Consider the following 17503-nt stretch of genomic DNA (forward strand, 5'->3'; position numbering starts at 1 on the left):
GATGGAGCTAGGCGGAAACCGCACTAGTCTCGGCTAAAAGCTTTTGTGATAATCCGTTGATTATTGAACAACAGCGGAGACCAGCGGGCGGCCCAATTTACTGAAGGGAAGGGATTCGGCATCAATAAAAAAGGTTTCCTAAGCTTCAGGAAACCGTGGCGCTCTAGCCAAGCGGTTTTGAGACCGCTGGCGGATTACAGTTGCGACTTAAGTAACGCTGAACCTCAACGTGCAGGTCTTTCCATTAACGAATCTAACAACTGTGTGTATGTTTTTGACAGTGCTTCATTTTCAGGCATGAAACGATTGATCGCTGATCTCTGAGCGTCTCGGTAAGCCATGTATTGGGCGTCGTGCACCTCGATGGCCTTAATTACTTGTTTTGCCCCCTCTTGCACGTTGTTGGCGTGGTAGTAGTAACCAATATCTGTGCACAGAGTGGCGTTGTGAACGAGCGGATATCCCTGCCAGCACACTTCGAGATATAAATAATTCAGAGGGTTTTCCCACTGATGAGAGATTACGATATCCGTGCGCTCGGCAAGAAACGTAGGAGTTTCGAAACGGCCCAGGAACACAGCCTTGGACTGTCTTACGATGTCGAGCTGATTCATCAACGAGATAAATTCTTTGCAATTTACTGCAAGATGCTGGGCGTTCGTGACCTGCAGCAGTTCAATACGGTCTGGCTGTTCGCGATAGGCAAGCTCACCAATCATCGTTGGATAGAGACAGAATTTGACAACGTTGATGTTCGGTTCCATCACGCTAAGTCGGCGCGGTCCGGTGCGAGGCCGGTATTCACCCGAGTTCGGCACTTTAGCGGTCCGCTCATTCAAAAAAATCGGACTCCATATAAACGGCACGACCTGAGCGCTTTGTCTTCGCAAAACTTCGAAATACGCCTGACTGATATTGGCAACCTGCGGAATCATCCAGATATCGTCGTAGCGCTGATTGACGAACAGATTTTCACCAAAGCTCGGCTTGCCAAATATGACGGACTCCATTGCGTGGACGTATTCAAAGCCGCAGCAATACGAGACCAGCCGTGCACCGCGCCGCTTGAGATAGTCCGTTGCGGCCGGATCGATTTGGCCGCCGAGTTCTATCAATACGTCGACGTTGTCTTTCGCATCGTTGAAGGTGACAGTAGGCCAGCGTTTTAAATCCCAAGGCAATCTATCCGTGATCGCCACATGCGTCGTATTGACCAACACGACGCTTTCAACGTTCGGACAATTTTTCAGCGCTTCCGCGAGGAAAACAGCATTCTGTTTAATGCCGTTATTCCACAGCGTCTCGGCTTCATGATGCAATCCGATCGTGATTCCAATACGCAACTTCTTCATCGCTCACTACTCCGCATCACAGTCACAGGCTTGCAGCCCGTAGTTGTCAGGTCCTTGCATAAACTGCTTCTATAGCTTGGGTATAAAGCCGTACGTTTTCTTCGTTTTCCGGATCCAGCGTCTTCAAAAACGTTTTCGCGCTAGCCTGGTAGCTGGCGAGGTTTTCGTCATGCACGGCGAACGCGCGGCGCAAAGCCCTGCCGCCTTCTTCGCAGTCGAAGTCTTGATAGCGATAACCGCAATCACCGATCAAATGCGAGTTATGAATTAGCGGATACCCACCGTACAAGGCTTCGTAATAGACATAGTTTTGTGGGTTCTCCCACTGGTGGCTGACAACTGCATCAACCGATACTGGTACGATCTGCGCGAACGGATAACGCCCCTCAAAGAAGCCGAGCCCATGTTTGACAATGTTCAGGCTCTGCGCAAATCCTGCGAATCCTGGATGATCTTTGAGTTTGAACGTGTTGTATGCGTACATACGTTCAATCATGTCCGGATTCTCCCGATGCGCCATTTCACAGCAGAGCATGGGGATGTAACTCGTTTTCACCATGCAGACATTCGGTTCAAAGATTCCGATCCGCCAGCGGCCACGGCCACGCTGATATCCAAACGTCTGGCCTTCTGGCAATTTCGCAACCTCGCGGTCGAGAACCACAGGACTCCAAAGGTGCGGCATTAGCTTCACGGGCGCACGAAAGAGCGTCTCGAAGTATGGCGCACAACTGCGCTCGTATTCCGGAAGCGTCCAAACCTCGTCATACGGCGCACCCGAGATAAGCAGCGCGTGTTGCAGGTTGAAGACCATTCGCTCGATGTCAATGACGTAGTCATTACCCACGCGCATCGTAATGATCTTTCCGCCGCCGTCTCGAAACTTGATCGACCATTCCTTATTGAGCTGCGCGCTCATCTCGATCATTACGTCGAGCTTCGTCATGGCTGTTTCCATGTCGATTAGCGGTGCCGGCGAATCGACCAAGAAACGCTTGGCGTCCTCCGGGCCACCATCGCCGCCGCCCGTCACCAAATAAGTGGCTTTCACGCGCGGAGAACGCTTAAGCAGCATGACCAGATACAGGCAGTTCTGGAAAATGCCGTTCTCCCAGAGCGATTGCTCACCTTTTCGGATAAAAATGGAAACGCCGACATTCAACCGCTCCGGCATGCGGGGTTTTGTTTGCTTGTTCATACGCCGAGCTTCACAGTGCTGTGGTTGCAGAGGTGCAGCAACCGATTGGCAAAACTATCGAGATTTGCTTGTTGAAACGGATTGACCGAGTCGATTACACGCTGGGCTCGTGCGCGATAGTCAGCTAGCGATGCGTCGTGTTCGCGCGCAGCCAGCAGGAGTTGCCGCCCGCCCTCTTGCGCGTTGAAATCCGGGTAGTAGTAGCCCGCGTCGAGCCAAGGCGAGTTGTGCACCAACGGATAGCCGCCATACAAGACGTCAAGATAAAGATAATTCTGGTCGTTTCCCCATTGATGAGAGACGACGGCATCTGCGTACTGCGCCATGAAGCCTGCAATGTCATTTCGACCGTGAAATGTTGCCTTGCTGTCTTTCACGATGTTGAGCGAATTCGCCATTTGCACGAGCGTCGGATGATCCTTCATGTGCAGCGAGTTGAGCACATGCATGTGCGACACGCTGGAAGGTATGGCTCGATAAGCTTCTTCGCATACCAACATCGGAATGCTCGACGTCTTCACAACTGAAATGTTCGGCTCGAACATTGCGACACGAAAGCCCTGCGCATGTGGTGGATCTTCCAATGAAGTTCCGCTCCGACGCTGATATCCGAAATGGAGTCCGTGTTCGCTTACTTCGGCAATGCGTTGTTCGAGAAACTGCGGATGCCAGATGAATGGCACGAGATGAACATCACAACGGTGGAGCGTACGCATCATGGGGATTGACAACCGATCTTTCGGCATCAACCAGATTTCGTCATAGCGGTCCGGCCGCATGACGTGAACCGGTTTATCGAAAACAGGCGCCTCAATGAGACCAACGTAGGGCTGCCCGCAGCAGTAATAAACCACCTTCTTGCCGCGTGCGCGCATTAGATCAAGCCACTGGGTATCCAGCGCGCCGCCCATCTCGAAAATCACATCGACAAGATTGGTTGCATCCGCTGCGCGCATGATGCGCACCTTTCTTGACGACAGATCGACTTGCGGCGGCATCGCGTTTTGATCGCCAACATCAATCAATGAAACGCTTTCTACGAACGGTAACCGTTGGAGAGCTTCCGCCAAGAAGATGACATTTTGCCCAAGCCCGTTCTGCCAGATGTTCTGTCCTTGATGCGTTACGACAGAAATTCCAATGCGGATTGTCATTAGTTGTTATCCCTGAAATGACGGAGCGCATTTTCAAAATTGAAACGCTGCGCTGTTGGCTTTGCGTTTGAGAGACTGCCGTGCCCAAAGAAGCACGCGTTGCCATTTGCCAAACGCTGATGGGAAGCAGGAGAGACCGTAATCAAGCGTTTTTGCCGGAGGACAAAAAGCGGATTCCTTGGTCAAATATATAGAAGAACACCTGAAATTCCCAGTGAACCTGACGTTTTATGAGAGTCGTCCTATGACGGTGCCAGGGTTCTAATCTGCCAACGCTGAAAGGCAGTCCGGCAGGCTAAAACGTCCGACCGCTTTCGGTGGAAAAGCTAAAAAGTGTCGGGCCGATTAGCTCGAAAGAGCGTGCGGGAGATCGGCGCAAGAAAGCGTCGCCACAGTTCGTAACGATGTCTCGCTTTGTATCACCGAGGCTCGTCTTGACGGCACGATCCCATGCCACGCCGCACTGCCTCGATGTCCGCGCCCACCATGTCGGCAAGATTCGCCAACTCGCTCATGAACAAGATACGCGTCGCAAGCATTGCATTAGCAGCGTTTTGGTTGCGACGAATGAAAATGCACGAATGCGCGCACCGACGCCAGCACAGTGCAATTCGGTGGCCTCTGTTACTCTGCTATAGCGTCGAGGTGCGGTTCGACCCAATACATCGAGCCATGCGTACTTGTTCCACTTAGGAAGAAGCTAAGGCACACTAAGTGTCGAATCGGGCCTATTTCGCTTCGCGTCGCACGTCGCTTGTTGCTTGATGATCGCTGCTCGCTCGCAAGCGTCAGCAAATGTCGAGTCTTGCAGAAGCAGTTACTTCTGGTTCAGCATTCTGCGGTCAAGTTCGTTTCTCTGTCACCTGCTTTCAGCCATTCCAGTGCGGATACCAATGATTTTCTTCGTCTTGGCTCGCTCTTTTTATACTACTAAAATCGTTCATGTCCGTGGATCACGAATTCAATTATCCGACGGCGTATAGCGGAGAAAATTCGCAGAATCTGTTTATTCAAAATCCACACCTGTCTCAGCCTGTTTTAATAAATTGGCGAACAGTGTTGGTTCGAACCAAATCGCTCAACAAACGAAACCATCGGGCCGTTTCGCACGTTGAGTAGATTTCAATTTTTAAGATGCTCAAATTCAACTTAGAAGCATCGATTGAATTGTTAATTCACACATCGTCTGCATCTTGCCGTGATGCAGCCAGTGGTGCGGAGCCACTCAGCGACGGCTTGCTCGAGCCGTTGGTCTGACGGATAAGACTAAAAACGTCGACGACCAAGTGCTGAACTCTTACTCAACACGACACAACGCTTGACTCGTCAGTGTCAGCCGAAATTTGTTGAAGAACCCCCAAGCATTTTGAAGGATGAGCTCTTGGGTCCTACGTCACCGCCATCAAGGGTGTGTGCAGCGCGGGCGTGACGCACAAAAAGCAGAAGTCGATATTTCAAGCGTCACGTCGAAGATGCGGGCCAACAAGAACCGGCTAGATCGGAAGAGGGCTCGATAAGCGAGTTGCACCACGAAACGCGAGCTCGGCTCAGGGCACGTCACCTTCGTACAAAGGACGCGCCTCCAGAGACAAACTCATGCCTAACAGAATCACACTTCTTTAGCCCAGCAACTCACCCCTGCGCCGCCAACTCCGTAGCCGCCCGCGCCAGCCTCGTAACCTCCTCCCAATTCTGCGCAGCCAGCGCAGCCTTCGGCGTCAACCAAGACCCGCCCACGCAAACCACATTCGGCTGCGCCAAGAAGCTCGTCGCCGTCTCGGCAGTAATCCCGCCCGTCGGACAGAACTTCAAGTTGGGAAACGGCCCATGGAAAGCCTGCAGCATCGGAATTCCACCCGCCTGCTGCGCCGGGAAAAACTTCACGATTTCATATCCAAGTTCCATCGCCGTAATGATGTCGCTCGGTGTCATCACGCCAGGCAGCAATGGCAAGCCCGCATCTTGCGCAGCCTTATGCATGTCTCGCGTCAAGCCGGGTGACACACCGAATTGCGCACCCGCCTTCTTTGCCTGTGCACAATGCTCGGGTTTCGTGATCGTGCCGACGCCCACGACGATATCGTCCGCAAGCTGACTCGCCCGTTCGATTGCCGCGATACCCGCGGCCGTGCGCAACGTAATCTCCAACACCTTCACGCCGCCAGCGTGCAGCGCGCGCGAGACGTGCTCGCCCTGCTCGACCGAATCGAAGGCAAGAACAGGAATGACAGGACCCAGACGGACGATTTCGCTTACCGTTTTCATGTGATACGACTCCTGGTGTTTGATGCGGCGCCGTTGTCTAACGGCAAAGCCGCGAGGTTTGTTTCAGGCAGCAACGGCCTATGACTCAATGTGTCGCATGCGCCTTCACGACATCGGGCGAGCGGTGCGACGGAGCAGACGCGGCGTCAAGCAGCGCGCCAAACACCGACGCGCCCTCTTCCGCCGGCAACGCCGCGTGACGGAACACGCCGAACAGCTCACGCCCGAAGCCCGCCTCGTTTTGCGCCTGATGCAGCGGCGCCTCCACTTCGCGCGCCGCCCATTCATCGGCATCGATATCGACGTCTAGCACACCCGACGGCGCATCGATCACGATCATATCGCCCGTGCGCACCTTGCCGATCGGACCATGCAACAACGCTTCAGGCGATATGTGGATTACCGCGGGCACCTTGCCCGATGCGCCCGACATGCGCCCATCGGTCACGAGCGCCACATGGAAGCCCTGATCCTGCAACACGCCGAGCAACGGCGTCAATCGATGCAACTCCGGCATGCCATTCGCGCGCGCGCCCTGAAAGCGCACGACCGCCACGAAATCGCGCTTGAGCTCGCCCCTGTCGAACGCCTCCTGCACTTCTTCCTGCGAATTGAACACGATAGCCGGCGCCTTCACCACGCGATGTTCAGGCGCAACCGCCGAGATCTTGATCACACCCCGCCCGAGTTTGCCTTGCATGAGCCGCAAACCGCCATCCGGCTGAAACGGCTCGCCAATGCTACGCAGCACCTTGCTGTCATGACTTTCTTTCGCGCCGTCGACCCATTGGAGCCTGCCGTCGATGAGCTTCGGCTCCTTCGTGTAATGCGACAGCCCATGACCGACGACCGTCTGCACGTCCTCATGCAGCAAGCCGCCTTCGAGCAGATTGCGCACGAGGAACGCAACGCCGCCCGCCGCGTGAAAATGGTTCACATCGGCCTTGCCGTTCGGATAGATCTTCGCGAGTAACGGCACGACCTGCGACAGTTGATCGAAGTCGTTCCAGTCGATGATGATCCCCGCCGCGCGCGCTATCGCCACCAGATGCAGCGTGTGATTCGTGGAGCCGCCTGTCGCCAACAACGCGACGATGCCGTTGATGATCGCTTTCTCATCGACCACGTGGCCAATCGGCGTGTAGTGGCCGCGTTCGAGAGTGATATCCAGTACGCGACGCGCGGCCTCGGCGGTAAGTGCATCGCGCAACGGCGTATGCGGATGCACGAACGCAGCGCTCGGCAGATGCAGGCCCATCACTTCCATCAGCATCTGATTGCTGTTCGCCGTGCCGTAAAACGTGCATGTGCCGTGACCGTGATAAGCCGCCGCTTCCGCTTCGAGCAATGCGTCGCGGTTGCATTTGCCCGTCGCGAACTCCTGACGAACCTTCGCTTTGTCGTCGTTGGTGAGGCCGCTCGTCATCGGACCGGCGGGCACGAAGATGGTCGGCAGATGTCCGAACTGCAGCGCGCCGATGGCGAGACCCGGCACGATCTTGTCGCATACGCCGAGGCACAAAGCGGCATCGAACATGTTGTGCGTGAGCGCCACGGCCGTGCTCATGGCGATGACTTCGCGCGAGAACAGCGACAACTCCATGCCAGCGTTGCCCTGCGTGATGCCGTCGCACATGGCCGGCACGCCGCCCGCGAATTGCGCAATACCGCCGTGCTGCTGAGCCGCCTGCTTGATGATGTCGGGGAAGCTCTTGTACGGCGCGTGCGCCGACAGCATTTCGTTATAAGAAGACACAATGCCGATGTTCGGCTCGCGCACCGCCTTGATCGCGAACTTTTCCTGCCCTTCGAGACCCGCGAAGCCGTGCGCGAGATTGGCGCACGACAACGCGCCGCGCGCCGGAAACTTGCCGCGCGCGGCGTCGATGCGCGCCAGATAGGCCGAACGGGTGGACTTGCTGCGTTCGATCACGCGGTCGGTGACCTTCTTGAGTTGCGAATGCGGGGAAACCATCGGAGCTCCTTTGTCTCACTCCCGGCGTGCTTGCCGTCGAGGTATTGGGTTGGACGTCGCGAGGACTGGCAGCTATCTGATTATTTTGCGTCGTGCCGTGAAACGAAATGTTAGTAGAAAAACTACAAGCAGACAACTTGCGATCCGCCTTTATTTGTTAAGCGTTCGCGTATCTGGCGCTTTTACTGGCAGCGAACTCAGGGAAATCCCCTAAATCTACACATCAGATCGTGTAGTAAATGTACAAAGCAGCGATCAGCTATAGTCGCAGGCAATTTTCCAGCATAGGCGAGATTCCCGATGTTGCTGTCCCAAGTCGAGGCGATGCGAGAACAATTGCGCCCTTCGGAGCGCAAGCTGGCCGACTACGTGCTCGAAGCGCCGCGCGAGGTACTCGACTTGTCGATGACCGATTTTGCGGCGCGGGCAGGCGTCAGTCAGCCGACGATCGCGCGCTTCTGTCAGGCGTTGGGCTTTTCCGGCTTTCGCGAGTTCAAGATTCGTCTTGCTCAAAGCGTGGCAGGGGACGTTCCCACGGTTTATCGCGATGTCCGCAGCGACGAGCCGCCTGCGGGCGTCGCGGCGAAGGTTCTGGACCGCACCATCGGCGCGCTGATCCAGGTGCGCAACAGCTTGTCGTCGGACAGCGTCGCCGCCGCGATTGGCGTGCTGGCCAACGCGCGTCGCATCGAGTTCTATGGCGCGGGCGGATCGGGCATCGCGGCGCTGGATATGCAGCACAAGTTCTTCCGCCTCGGCGTGCCGTCGGTTGCGTATTCGGACCCGCATACCTATACGACTTCGGCGGCGCTGCTCGGACCCGGCGATGTCGTCGTCGCCATTTCAAATACTGGCCGCACAAAAGACATTCTCGACGCGTGCAAATCGGCGATGGATCGCGGCGCGAGCGTGATCGCTATCACACATGGCAATTCGCCGCTCGCGCGCATGGCGAATATCGGGCTTTTCGCGAATGTCGACGAAGACACGGATATTTTCTCGCCGATGACTTCCCGCGTATCGCACTTGGCCATCGGCGATATTCTCGCGGTCGGCATGGCGTTGGCACGTGGCCCTGAGTTGGCTGCGCGTCTTGCCGAGGCCAAGGATGTGCTGGAACGAAGACGCGTCGACCTTTGATCGACGCAGCACACCGGCCGCGAATGTGACAGTTGGTTCAATCGGCTTACTTTGCCAGTACGATCATTTAGTATGAGCTTCAGCGATTAAGTGATCAGTAGAGCAAATGGAAACCAGCGGCGTATTTTCACTTGAACGTTTCGAGTCCTGTATCAATGGCGAAGACTTCGATGAAGCTCTCGCCCTGTTCGGCAAGTTCTCGGAACGGTTGGCAAGATTTCCGTATATGAATCTGGCCGACCTCATGTCCCACGGCGACGCCCGAGCGTTCGCCAATAGATCCGAGTCGGACGAGCATTTCGCCAGCCGCGTTTGTCATGCTTTAGGAAGCATGCTCGTGAATCCGCGATTCACCTGGACCGACGTTCGGTTGCAATCGTTGCAAGCGCAGCGTTCGCTCATCTGGAGCATCGCGGCTGCCACGTCGCCCGGTCATACCGACCGTTTCGTGCGTGAGTTGCTTGCTCGTCGCCAAGGCAACGCCGACGCATCCACTCTTTCTGCCGACACCGCTCGACGCCTGAGCATTCTGTACAGCCCGGAATCACGCATCGACCTCGATATCGCGCGCCTTTGGATCGCCGACCGCTCTTCGGCGTTGAGTCTTGCCATCGGTATCGGAGGAGAACAATTCGGCGGCAGCGCGATTGCGTGTGCACGACGCATCCGCTTGCTCGAATGGCTGACCGGCTCGATCGACAAACTGAATGAGTCGCCGCCGCTCGATCTGACGAGTCTCTGGGCGCTGTATATGCATTGCACTTACACCGAGGGAAACCGCCATGCCGTGAAACAAGGCATCAACGGTCTCGTGCGCCTGGGTCTTGCGAATTTCGGGCTGACCGATCTCGATACGACCAAGCCACCACCCGAGCGCGAACGGAACGCACGTCCGCTCATGCTGGTCGTCGCGGAAAGTTTCAACAGCGGGCATTCGATCGTGCGAACGCATTCCGCAACGCTCGCTGCGGCAAGACGTTGCTTCGAAACCGTCGCGTTCTGCGCACCTCGCTCTATCGACGATGCGGGTCGTCGGGTATTCGATCGAACTATCGATCTCCCGGAAGGCGCCAACGTGCTCGACCAAGTCCGCCTCATTCGCGACTTCGCGCAAACGGAGCACCCAAGCGTGCTGTACATGCCGAGCGTGGGCATGTCGGTTCTGACCATATTCTTGTCGAACATCCGCGTCGCGCCGCTGCAAATTGCGGCGCTCGGGCACCCGGCGACGACGCATTCGGACCGCATCGACTACGTCAGTGTCGAAGATGATTATGTCGGCGACCCGGCTTGCTTCAGCGAAAAACTCATGCGGCTGCCGAAGGACGGACAGCCTTATATCGCATCGAGTTTATTGAGCGCGGTTCCGGCCCGCACGCCGGTTGGCAAGAACCACACTGACATTGCCATCGCCGCGACGCCGATGAAGCTCAATCCGTCCTTCTTCACTGCCTGCAGGGCAATCGTGCAGCGGGCAGAGCCGCAAGTGCATCTGCATTTCATTGCGAGCGGCAGCAACGTGTTCACCTTGATGCACCTGAATCGCGTGCTGAGCGAGTATCTTCCTTCCGGCTCATTCACGATTCACGGATTCTTGCCCTACGAGGAATACGCCGAACAGCTCGCCAACATGGACATGTTTCTGAGCCCCTTTCCCTTCGGCAATACAAACGGAATCGTAGATGCCTTCACCGTCGGCTTGCCCGGTATCTGCAAAACGGGACCGGAAGTGTTCGAGCATATCGACGGCGCGATGTTCGCACGCGCGTCGATGCCGGAATGGATGGTCGCCACGACTGTGGACGACTACGTTGAGGCTGCTGTCCGGTTGGCGAATAACCGGGATGAGAGAGAAGCGCTACGCGCGTGGATGCTTGAAACGAAAGTCGTGCAACGCTTCTTCGAGGGACGGCCGGAAGTATTCGGCGAAATGGCGCTAGCGCTACTTGAACAGCGCGACGCGTGAAAATGGCAAGCAGCTAAAAAGGCTTGACCACGACAAGCAACGTCGCGCCTAAAAGACCCAGCACCGGCAATTCATTGAACATCCGATACCACTTATCCGACCGCTTATTCTCGCCACGTTGAAACGTGTGCAGCAAGCGCCCGCAATAAGCGTGATAAACGATGATCAGCGCAACGACGGTGAGCTTCGCATGCAGCCAGCCCTGCCCCGCGCCAATGCCTACCACGAGCCACAACCAAAGCCCGCACGCCAGGGCGGGCACCGCGATGAACGTCATGAAGCGAAACAGCTTGCGCGCCATGAGCAGCAAGCGAGCGGTTGCAGCCGCGTCCTTCTCCATCGCGAGATTCACGAAAATGCGCGGCAGATAGAAAAGCCCCGCGAACCACGACGCGACCAGCACGATATGCAGCGATTTGATCCAGAGCATCGCGTGACCTTACTGACGCACTTCGCCGCGCCCGAGCACGACGTATTTCAGTGACGTCAGCCCCTCCAGCCCGACAGGTCCGCGCGCGTGCAGCTTGTCGTTCGAGATGCCGATTTCCGCGCCGAGCCCGAATTCGAAGCCATCGGCGAAACGGGTCGATGCGTTGACCATCACGCTCGCCGAATCGACCTCGCGCAAAAAACGCATGGCGCGGTCGTGGTCTTCGGTGACGATGGCATCCGTGTGATGCGAGCCGTAGATGTTGATGTGCTCGATCGCTTCATCGAGGTCCTCGACGACCTTGATCGCCAGAACCGGCGCGAGGTATTCGGTGGTCCAGTCGACCTCGGTGGCATCGACGAGCGAACCCACATTCGCCGCTTCGAGCACGGCGCGCGCAAGTCCGTCCACACGCAGTTCGACATCCTTTGCCTGAAACGCGCGCGCGAGCGCCGGCAGTGCCTCATGCGCGATGCCCCGCGCAACGAGCAGCGTTTCCATCGTGTTGCAGGTGCCGTAGCGATGCGTCTTCGCGTTGTCGCAGATCACCGCAGCCTTGGCGAGATCCGCGCGGTCATCGACATAAACGTGGCAGATGCCGTCGAGATGCTTGATCATGGGCACGCGCGCTTCTTCCATGAGCCGCGCGATAAGGCTCTTGCCGCCGCGCGGCACGATCACGTCGACGAACTCCGTCATGGTGATGAGCTTGCCGACCGCCGCGCGATCCGCCGTCTCGACGACCTGCACCGCATCTTGCGGCAAGCCGGCCGTTTCGAGGCCCTTGGCGATGAGCCTTGCAAGCGCCGTGTTGCATTCCAGCGCCTCGGAACCGCCGCGCAATATGGTGGCGTTGCCCGACTTGAGGCACAGCGCGGCCGCGTCGATCGTCACGTTCGGCCGCGATTCATAAATGATGCCGATCACGCCCAGCGGCACGCGCATCTGCCCGACCTGAATGCCGCTCGGCCGATACTTGAGCCCGCTGATTTCACCGATGGGATCGGCCAGCGCCGCGACCTGATGCAAGCCCTCGACCATCGTGTCGAGCGCCTTGTCCGACAGCGTCAGACGGTCGATGAACGCCGCGTCGTGACCCTTCTCGCGCGCGCGGGCGAGATCGCGGGCATTCGCCCCTTTGAGTGCTTCGCGTTCCTCGGCAATAGCGAGCGCCACCGCATGCAGCGCCGCGTTCCTGGCCGCCGTCGATGCCCGCGCCATGACACGCGACGCCTTGCGCGCGCGCCGGCCAAGGTCGGCCATGTAGTGATCGATGTTCATCATGTGTCTCTTTGCGGGCCGCAGGCATCCGCAATGTCTGGATATCGCGCTCCGCCCGAACAACGGCGAGCGCTGAAAAAATCATTCTAAGCGGTTAAGCGTATTGCAACAGCGCCCGCTCAAGCGTCTAGCGACGAACTCGCGCCGGTGGCGCAACGGCGACGGCATGCGCGGCCTTGCTGGACTGCGCGACAGCCATGGCTAGCTCGAACATGCCGGCCCAGGGATCGGGCGGCGGTTCGCTGCCGCGCTTGCCCGTGCTCCCGGACAGCCCCTTCACCTGCCGATCCAGCCGCGCCGCCAGCGAAAGCGCCTTCTCCAGCGCTTCCTCGGTCACGCGCGAGAGCGCCGGGCCGATCAACCGTTCGCGCGGACCCCAGACGCGGTTCTCGCGCATGAGCGTGGCGAGCGGTTTGCCCGATGCCACGCCGCGCTTGATACGCAGCAGCGTACGCACCTCTTCGACCAGCGCCCACAGCACGAGCACGGCGGCTTCGCCTTCGCCCTTCAGACCGTCGAGCATGCGCGCGAGCCGGCCGATATCGCCGGTCAACATGGCCTCGTTGAGCTTGAAGACGTCGTAGCGCGCGACGTTCAGCACGGCATCGTGAATCTGCTCGAAACTCAATACGCCTCGCGGATACAACAGCCCGAGCTTCTGGATTTCCTGATGCGCCGCGAGCAGATTGCCCTCCACGCGTTCGGCGATGAACAGAAGCGCTCGCCGCCCTTCTTCGCCTGGCGCCACACGCTGGCCTTGCAACGAAAGCCGCTGACCGACCCACATGGGCAATTGCGCGCGTTCCACTGGATCGATTTTCAGCGCGACGCCCGCGCCGATCAGCGCCGTGAACCACGCGGACTTCTGCGTCGCGCCATCGAGACGCGGCAAGGTGACGAGCGCGAGGATGTCGGGGTTATTGGCGGCGGCGAGCGTCTTCAACGCTTCCGCGCCTTCCTTGCCCGGCTTGCCCGTGGGAATGCGCAACTCGATCAGTTGCCGGTCGCCGAAGAGCGACATCGACTGCGTCGCGCCGATCAACCCGCTCCAGTCGAAACCGCGCTCGACGGTAAACACCGTTCGGTCCGTGAAACCCGCCGCGCGCGCCGCGGCTCGGATGCGGTCGCACGCTTCCTGCGCGAGCAGGTGCTCGTCGCCATAAACGACGTACAGACCCTTCGGACCTTTCGCGAGGTGCGCTTCGAGCGCGTCGAGCTTCAACTGCATGATGGTCGATGAGCGCGCGCGATCAAAGCGGCGGCGTCGGCAACGGCGCGCGTGGCGCGATGCCCGGCGTCTGCTCGCTCGGCGCCGGATGCAGCGAACGCACGACGGCAAGCCGGCGCGTCAACTGATCGACGGCGTCGTTACGCATGTCGTTGTAGAGCAGCGTCGCTTCCTGCGATTTCGCGAGCGTGTACTGGTCGCTATAGGTCATTGCGCGATTCAGCGCGATGACGCTAGGCGGAATCAGCAACGTGCCGTCGGCGCCGAGCAGCGAATACGTCAGCCGGAAATCGAGCTCGTATTCCTGCACCACGCCCTGCGAATTCAGACTCAGCGTGCCCATGCCCGTGCCCTCGGACAGCGACAAAGTGGCGTCCGGCTTCTCGCCCGCCTTGACGATGACCGTATCGCTGCCGCCCTGCACCATGCGTTCGAGCCGCGCGACCATTTGCGGCGTGCCGCCCGAAATGGAGAGCCGCTTGAACGCGTAGTCCTGCTGTCCGCGCAATTGGAAGCCGCACGCGGATACGGCGAGCGCGCCGCCAAGCAGCGCCAGAAACGAACGCCTGCCCATGCCGGTTGCCTCGACTCGTTTTCCGGTCACATTCACTCCCTTGGCGCTCATCATCAGACGACCACGTTGACGAGGCGTCCCGGCACCACGACGACCTTCTTCGGCGCACGCCCTTCGGCAAACTTCTCGAACATCTCGTGCGCGATCGCGGCATTTTCGATGTCTTCGCGCGATGCGTCCTTCGCGACCGTCAGCGCGCCACGCACCTTGCCGTTGACTTGCAACACGAGTTCGATCTCCGATTGTTCGAGCGCGGCTTCGTCGACCTTCGGCCACGGCGCATCGAGCAGCGGACCGAAGCTATCGGCGTAACCGAGTTCCGACCACAACTGAAACGTGACGTGCGGCACGACCGGATACAGCACGCGCAACAGCACGCTGAAGGTTTCGTTGAGCACGCCTTCGCTCGACTGCTTCGCGCCTTCGAGCGCGTTGAGCATCTTCATCGCGGCCGAAACGACCGTGTTGTACTGCAGGCGGCCGTAGTCGAAGTCGGCTTGCTTGAGCACCGTATAGATTTCGCGGCGCAGCGCGCGATCGGCATCGTTGAGTTTCGATGCATCGAGCTTCGCGTGCTGACGCAGCGCTTCAGCGTTGTCGTGTCCGAAATGCCACACGCGGCGCAGGAACCGGCTCGCGCCTTCCACGCCCGCGCCCGACCATTCGAGCGATTGCTCCGGCGGCGCGGCGAACATAACGAAAAGACGCGCCGTATCCGCACCGTATTGGTCGATGAGCGTCTGCGGGTCCACGCCGTTGTTCTTCGACTTCGACATCTTCTCGACGCCGCCGAGCACGACCGGCTGACCGTCCGCGTTCGAGGTCGCGCCCGTGGGACGGCCCTTGTCGTCGTGCGTGACGGTGACATCCAGCGGGTTGTACCAGGTCTTCTTGCCCGCCGCGTCTTCGCGATAGAACGTCTCGTTGAGCACCATGCCCTGCGTGAGCAGATTCTTCGCGGGCTCGCCGAACTTCACGAGGCCCATGTCGCGCATGACCTTGGTCCAGAAGCGCGAGTACAGCAAGTGCAGAATGGCGTGCTCGATACCGCCGATGTACTGGTCCATCGGCATCCAGTAATCGGTGCGTTCGTCGACCATGGTCTTGGCGTCCGGCGCGCTGTAGCGCGAGAAGTACCAGGAAGAATCGACGAAGGTGTCCATCGTGTCGGTTTCGCGCTTCGCCGCCGCGCCGCATTTCGGGCACGCGCAATTCAGGAACGCTTCGGACTTCGCGAGCGGATTGCCCGTGCCGTCCGGCACGAGGTCTTCCGGCAGCACGACCGGCAAGTCTTTTTCCGGCACCGGCACGTCGCCGCAACTCGGGCAATGGATGATCGGAATCGGCGTACCCCAGTAGCGCTGACGCGAAATGCCCCAGTCGCGCAGACGCCAGGTGATCTGCTTGTCGCCGAAGTCTTTCGCTTTCAAGTCGGCGGCGATCGCGTTGATGGCTTCCTCGGTCGTCATGCCGTCGTACTTGCCGCTGTCGACGAGACGCCCGGCGGTTTTGTCGCCATACCATTCCTGCCAGGCATCGGTCGAATATGTCTTGCCTTCGACGGCGATGACCTGCTTGATCGGCAAGCCGTATTTCTTCGCGAACGCGAAATCGCGCTCGTCGTGCGAGGGCACGCCCATGACCGCGCCTTCGCCGTAGGACTTCAGCACGTAGTTGCCGATCCACACTTCGACCTGTTCGCCCGTCAGCGGATGCGTGACGAAGAAACCGGTGGGCATGCCCTTCTTTTCCATGGTGGCGACATCGGCTTCCGCCACGCCGCCGCGCTTGCATTCCTCGATGAACGCCTGAAGGTCCGCGTTGTCGCGCGCAAGGCGCGTGGCGAGCGGATGCTCCGCCGCGGTCGCCGCGAAGGTGACGCCCATGATGGTGTCGGCGCGCGTGGTGAACACGCGCAGCAGTTTCGCCTCGCCATCGATCTCATACGGGAAACCGAAGTTCACGCCGAAGCTCTTGCCGATCCAGTTCTGCTGCATGATCTTGACGCGCTCGGGCCAGCCGAGGCCTTCGAGATCGTCGAGCAACTGGTCCGCATAGTCGGTGATGCGCAGGTAGTACATCGGAATTTCGCGCTTCTCGACGAGCGCGCCCGAGCGCCAGCCGCGCCCGTCGATGACTTGCTCGTTCGCGAGCACGGTTTGATCGACCGGGTCCCAGTTCACCGTGCCGGTTTTCTTGTACGCGATGCCCTTTTCCAGCATCTTGAGAAACAGCCACTGGTTCCACTTGTAGTACTCGGGCGAGCAGGTGGCGACTTCGCGCGACCAGTCGATGGCGAGACCCATCGACTGCATCTGCTTCTTCATGTACGCGATGTTTTCGTAGGTCCACTTTGCCGGCGGCACGTTGTTCGCCATGGCCGCGTTTTCGGCGGGCATGCCGAACGCGTCCCAGCCCATCGGCATGAGCGTGTTGTGACCGTTCATGCGCAGATAACGGTACATCACGTCGTTGATGGTGTAGTTGCGCACGTGCCCCATGTGCAGCTTGCCCGACGGATACGGCAGCATCGAGACGCAATAGAACTTGGGCTTGGCCGACGTCTCGGTCGTCCGGTAGACGTCGTTCGCGCGCCAGTTGCTCTGCGCGGCGGATTCGACGTCGGCGGGTACGTATTTATCGTGCATGGTGTGGTGGCTTTACGCAAATGCTGGGAACGGACCTCGGACGCGCTTTGCGGCGTGTCGGTCTGGATTGGCGCTGCGCCCGGTGTTTCGTCCTGCTGCTGACGAGCAACGCAAAGCACGGGCAAAGGGCGATTATACCGTCGTGTCAACTTGCTCAGGCGATGGCGGCAGGCTTCGAGATGCGTGTACAGGGCTTTCTGGCGGAGGCGGCGCGGTGCTTGGCGCCGATGCAAAGCTTCGAGCGCCCGCCGGTGAGAAGTCAAACGCCGCCAAGTAAGCCGATCGAGCGACA

Annotated in this window: 12 protein-coding genes and 1 pseudogene; 2 read left to right on the plus strand and 11 right to left on the minus strand. The window is 58.7% G+C overall.

Annotation, left to right across the window (positions count from 1 at the left end; translation table 11 throughout):
• Window positions 1-224: 224 nt before the first annotated feature.
• The 6 genes and pseudogenes from QCE79_RS11895 to edd form a co-directional block, all read right to left on the minus strand.
• A complete protein-coding gene (locus QCE79_RS11895; protein WP_309844352.1) occupies window positions 225-1352 on the minus strand; it encodes a DUF2827 domain-containing protein in 1128 nt (375 codons plus the stop codon).
• 46 nt (window positions 1353-1398) lie between these two features.
• The gene (locus QCE79_RS11900; RefSeq protein WP_244826220.1) at window positions 1399-2550 is read right to left on the minus strand and encodes a DUF2827 domain-containing protein; all 1152 of its coding nucleotides are present in this window, start codon (window positions 2548-2550) and stop codon (window positions 1399-1401) included.
• A complete protein-coding gene (locus tag QCE79_RS11905; protein WP_309844354.1) occupies window positions 2547-3704 on the minus strand; it encodes a DUF2827 domain-containing protein in 1158 nt (385 codons plus the stop codon). The genes QCE79_RS11900 and QCE79_RS11905 overlap by 4 nt, the downstream gene beginning before the upstream one ends.
• A 443-nt stretch (window positions 3705-4147) precedes the next feature.
• A pseudogene (locus tag QCE79_RS11910) lies at window positions 4148-4255 on the minus strand (hypothetical protein); the annotation flags it as partial.
• A gap of 1081 nt (window positions 4256-5336) precedes the next feature.
• Entirely contained in the window at window positions 5337-5969 is a 633-nt protein-coding gene (eda, locus tag QCE79_RS11915; RefSeq protein ID WP_250526237.1) for a bifunctional 4-hydroxy-2-oxoglutarate aldolase/2-dehydro-3-deoxy-phosphogluconate aldolase, read from the minus strand.
• A gap of 85 nt (window positions 5970-6054) precedes the next feature.
• On the minus strand, window positions 6055-7944 hold the full coding sequence (edd, locus tag QCE79_RS11920; protein ID WP_309844359.1) for a phosphogluconate dehydratase: 1890 nt from the start codon (window positions 7942-7944) through the stop codon (window positions 6055-6057).
• Window positions 7945-8244: 300 nt separating this feature from the next.
• On the opposite strand from edd, the gene QCE79_RS11925 reads away from it, so the two are divergent.
• On the plus strand, window positions 8245-9084 hold the full coding sequence (locus QCE79_RS11925; RefSeq protein ID WP_244826223.1) for a MurR/RpiR family transcriptional regulator: 840 nt from the start codon (window positions 8245-8247) through the stop codon (window positions 9082-9084).
• Window positions 9085-9421: 337 nt separating this feature from the next.
• On the plus strand, window positions 9422-11050 hold the full coding sequence (locus tag QCE79_RS11930; RefSeq protein ID WP_404989347.1) for a hypothetical protein: 1629 nt from the start codon (window positions 9422-9424) through the stop codon (window positions 11048-11050).
• Window positions 11051-11063: 13 nt separating this feature from the next.
• Here QCE79_RS11930 and QCE79_RS11935 read toward each other — a convergent pair whose 3' ends face one another.
• From QCE79_RS11935 to leuS, 5 genes are all read right to left on the minus strand, one after another.
• Window positions 11064-11480: a CopD family protein gene (locus QCE79_RS11935; RefSeq protein ID WP_244826225.1), complete on the minus strand. Its 417-nt coding sequence runs from the start codon at window positions 11478-11480 to the stop codon at window positions 11064-11066.
• 9 nt (window positions 11481-11489) lie between these two features.
• Window positions 11490-12761 carry a glutamate-5-semialdehyde dehydrogenase gene (locus QCE79_RS11940; protein ID WP_309845297.1) on the minus strand — a complete coding sequence of 424 codons (1272 nt, stop codon included), beginning with the start codon at window positions 12759-12761 and terminating at the stop codon, window positions 11490-11492.
• Between the two features lie 127 nt (window positions 12762-12888).
• Complete coding sequence (gene holA, locus QCE79_RS11945; RefSeq protein WP_309844368.1) at window positions 12889-13989, minus strand: DNA polymerase III subunit delta; 1101 nt, start codon at window positions 13987-13989, stop codon at window positions 12889-12891.
• 22 nt (window positions 13990-14011) lie between these two features.
• Window positions 14012-14563, minus strand: coding sequence for an LPS assembly lipoprotein LptE (gene lptE / locus QCE79_RS11950; RefSeq protein ID WP_244828112.1), 552 nt, complete (start codon window positions 14561-14563; stop codon window positions 14012-14014).
• Between the two features lie 53 nt (window positions 14564-14616).
• Window positions 14617-17211: a leucine--tRNA ligase gene (gene leuS / locus QCE79_RS11955; RefSeq protein WP_309844370.1), complete on the minus strand. Its 2595-nt coding sequence runs from the start codon at window positions 17209-17211 to the stop codon at window positions 14617-14619.
• Window positions 17212-17503 lie beyond the last annotated feature (292 nt).

Source organism: Caballeronia sp. LZ003, from assembly GCF_031451465.1.
GTDB lineage: Bacteria > Pseudomonadota > Gammaproteobacteria > Burkholderiales > Burkholderiaceae > Caballeronia.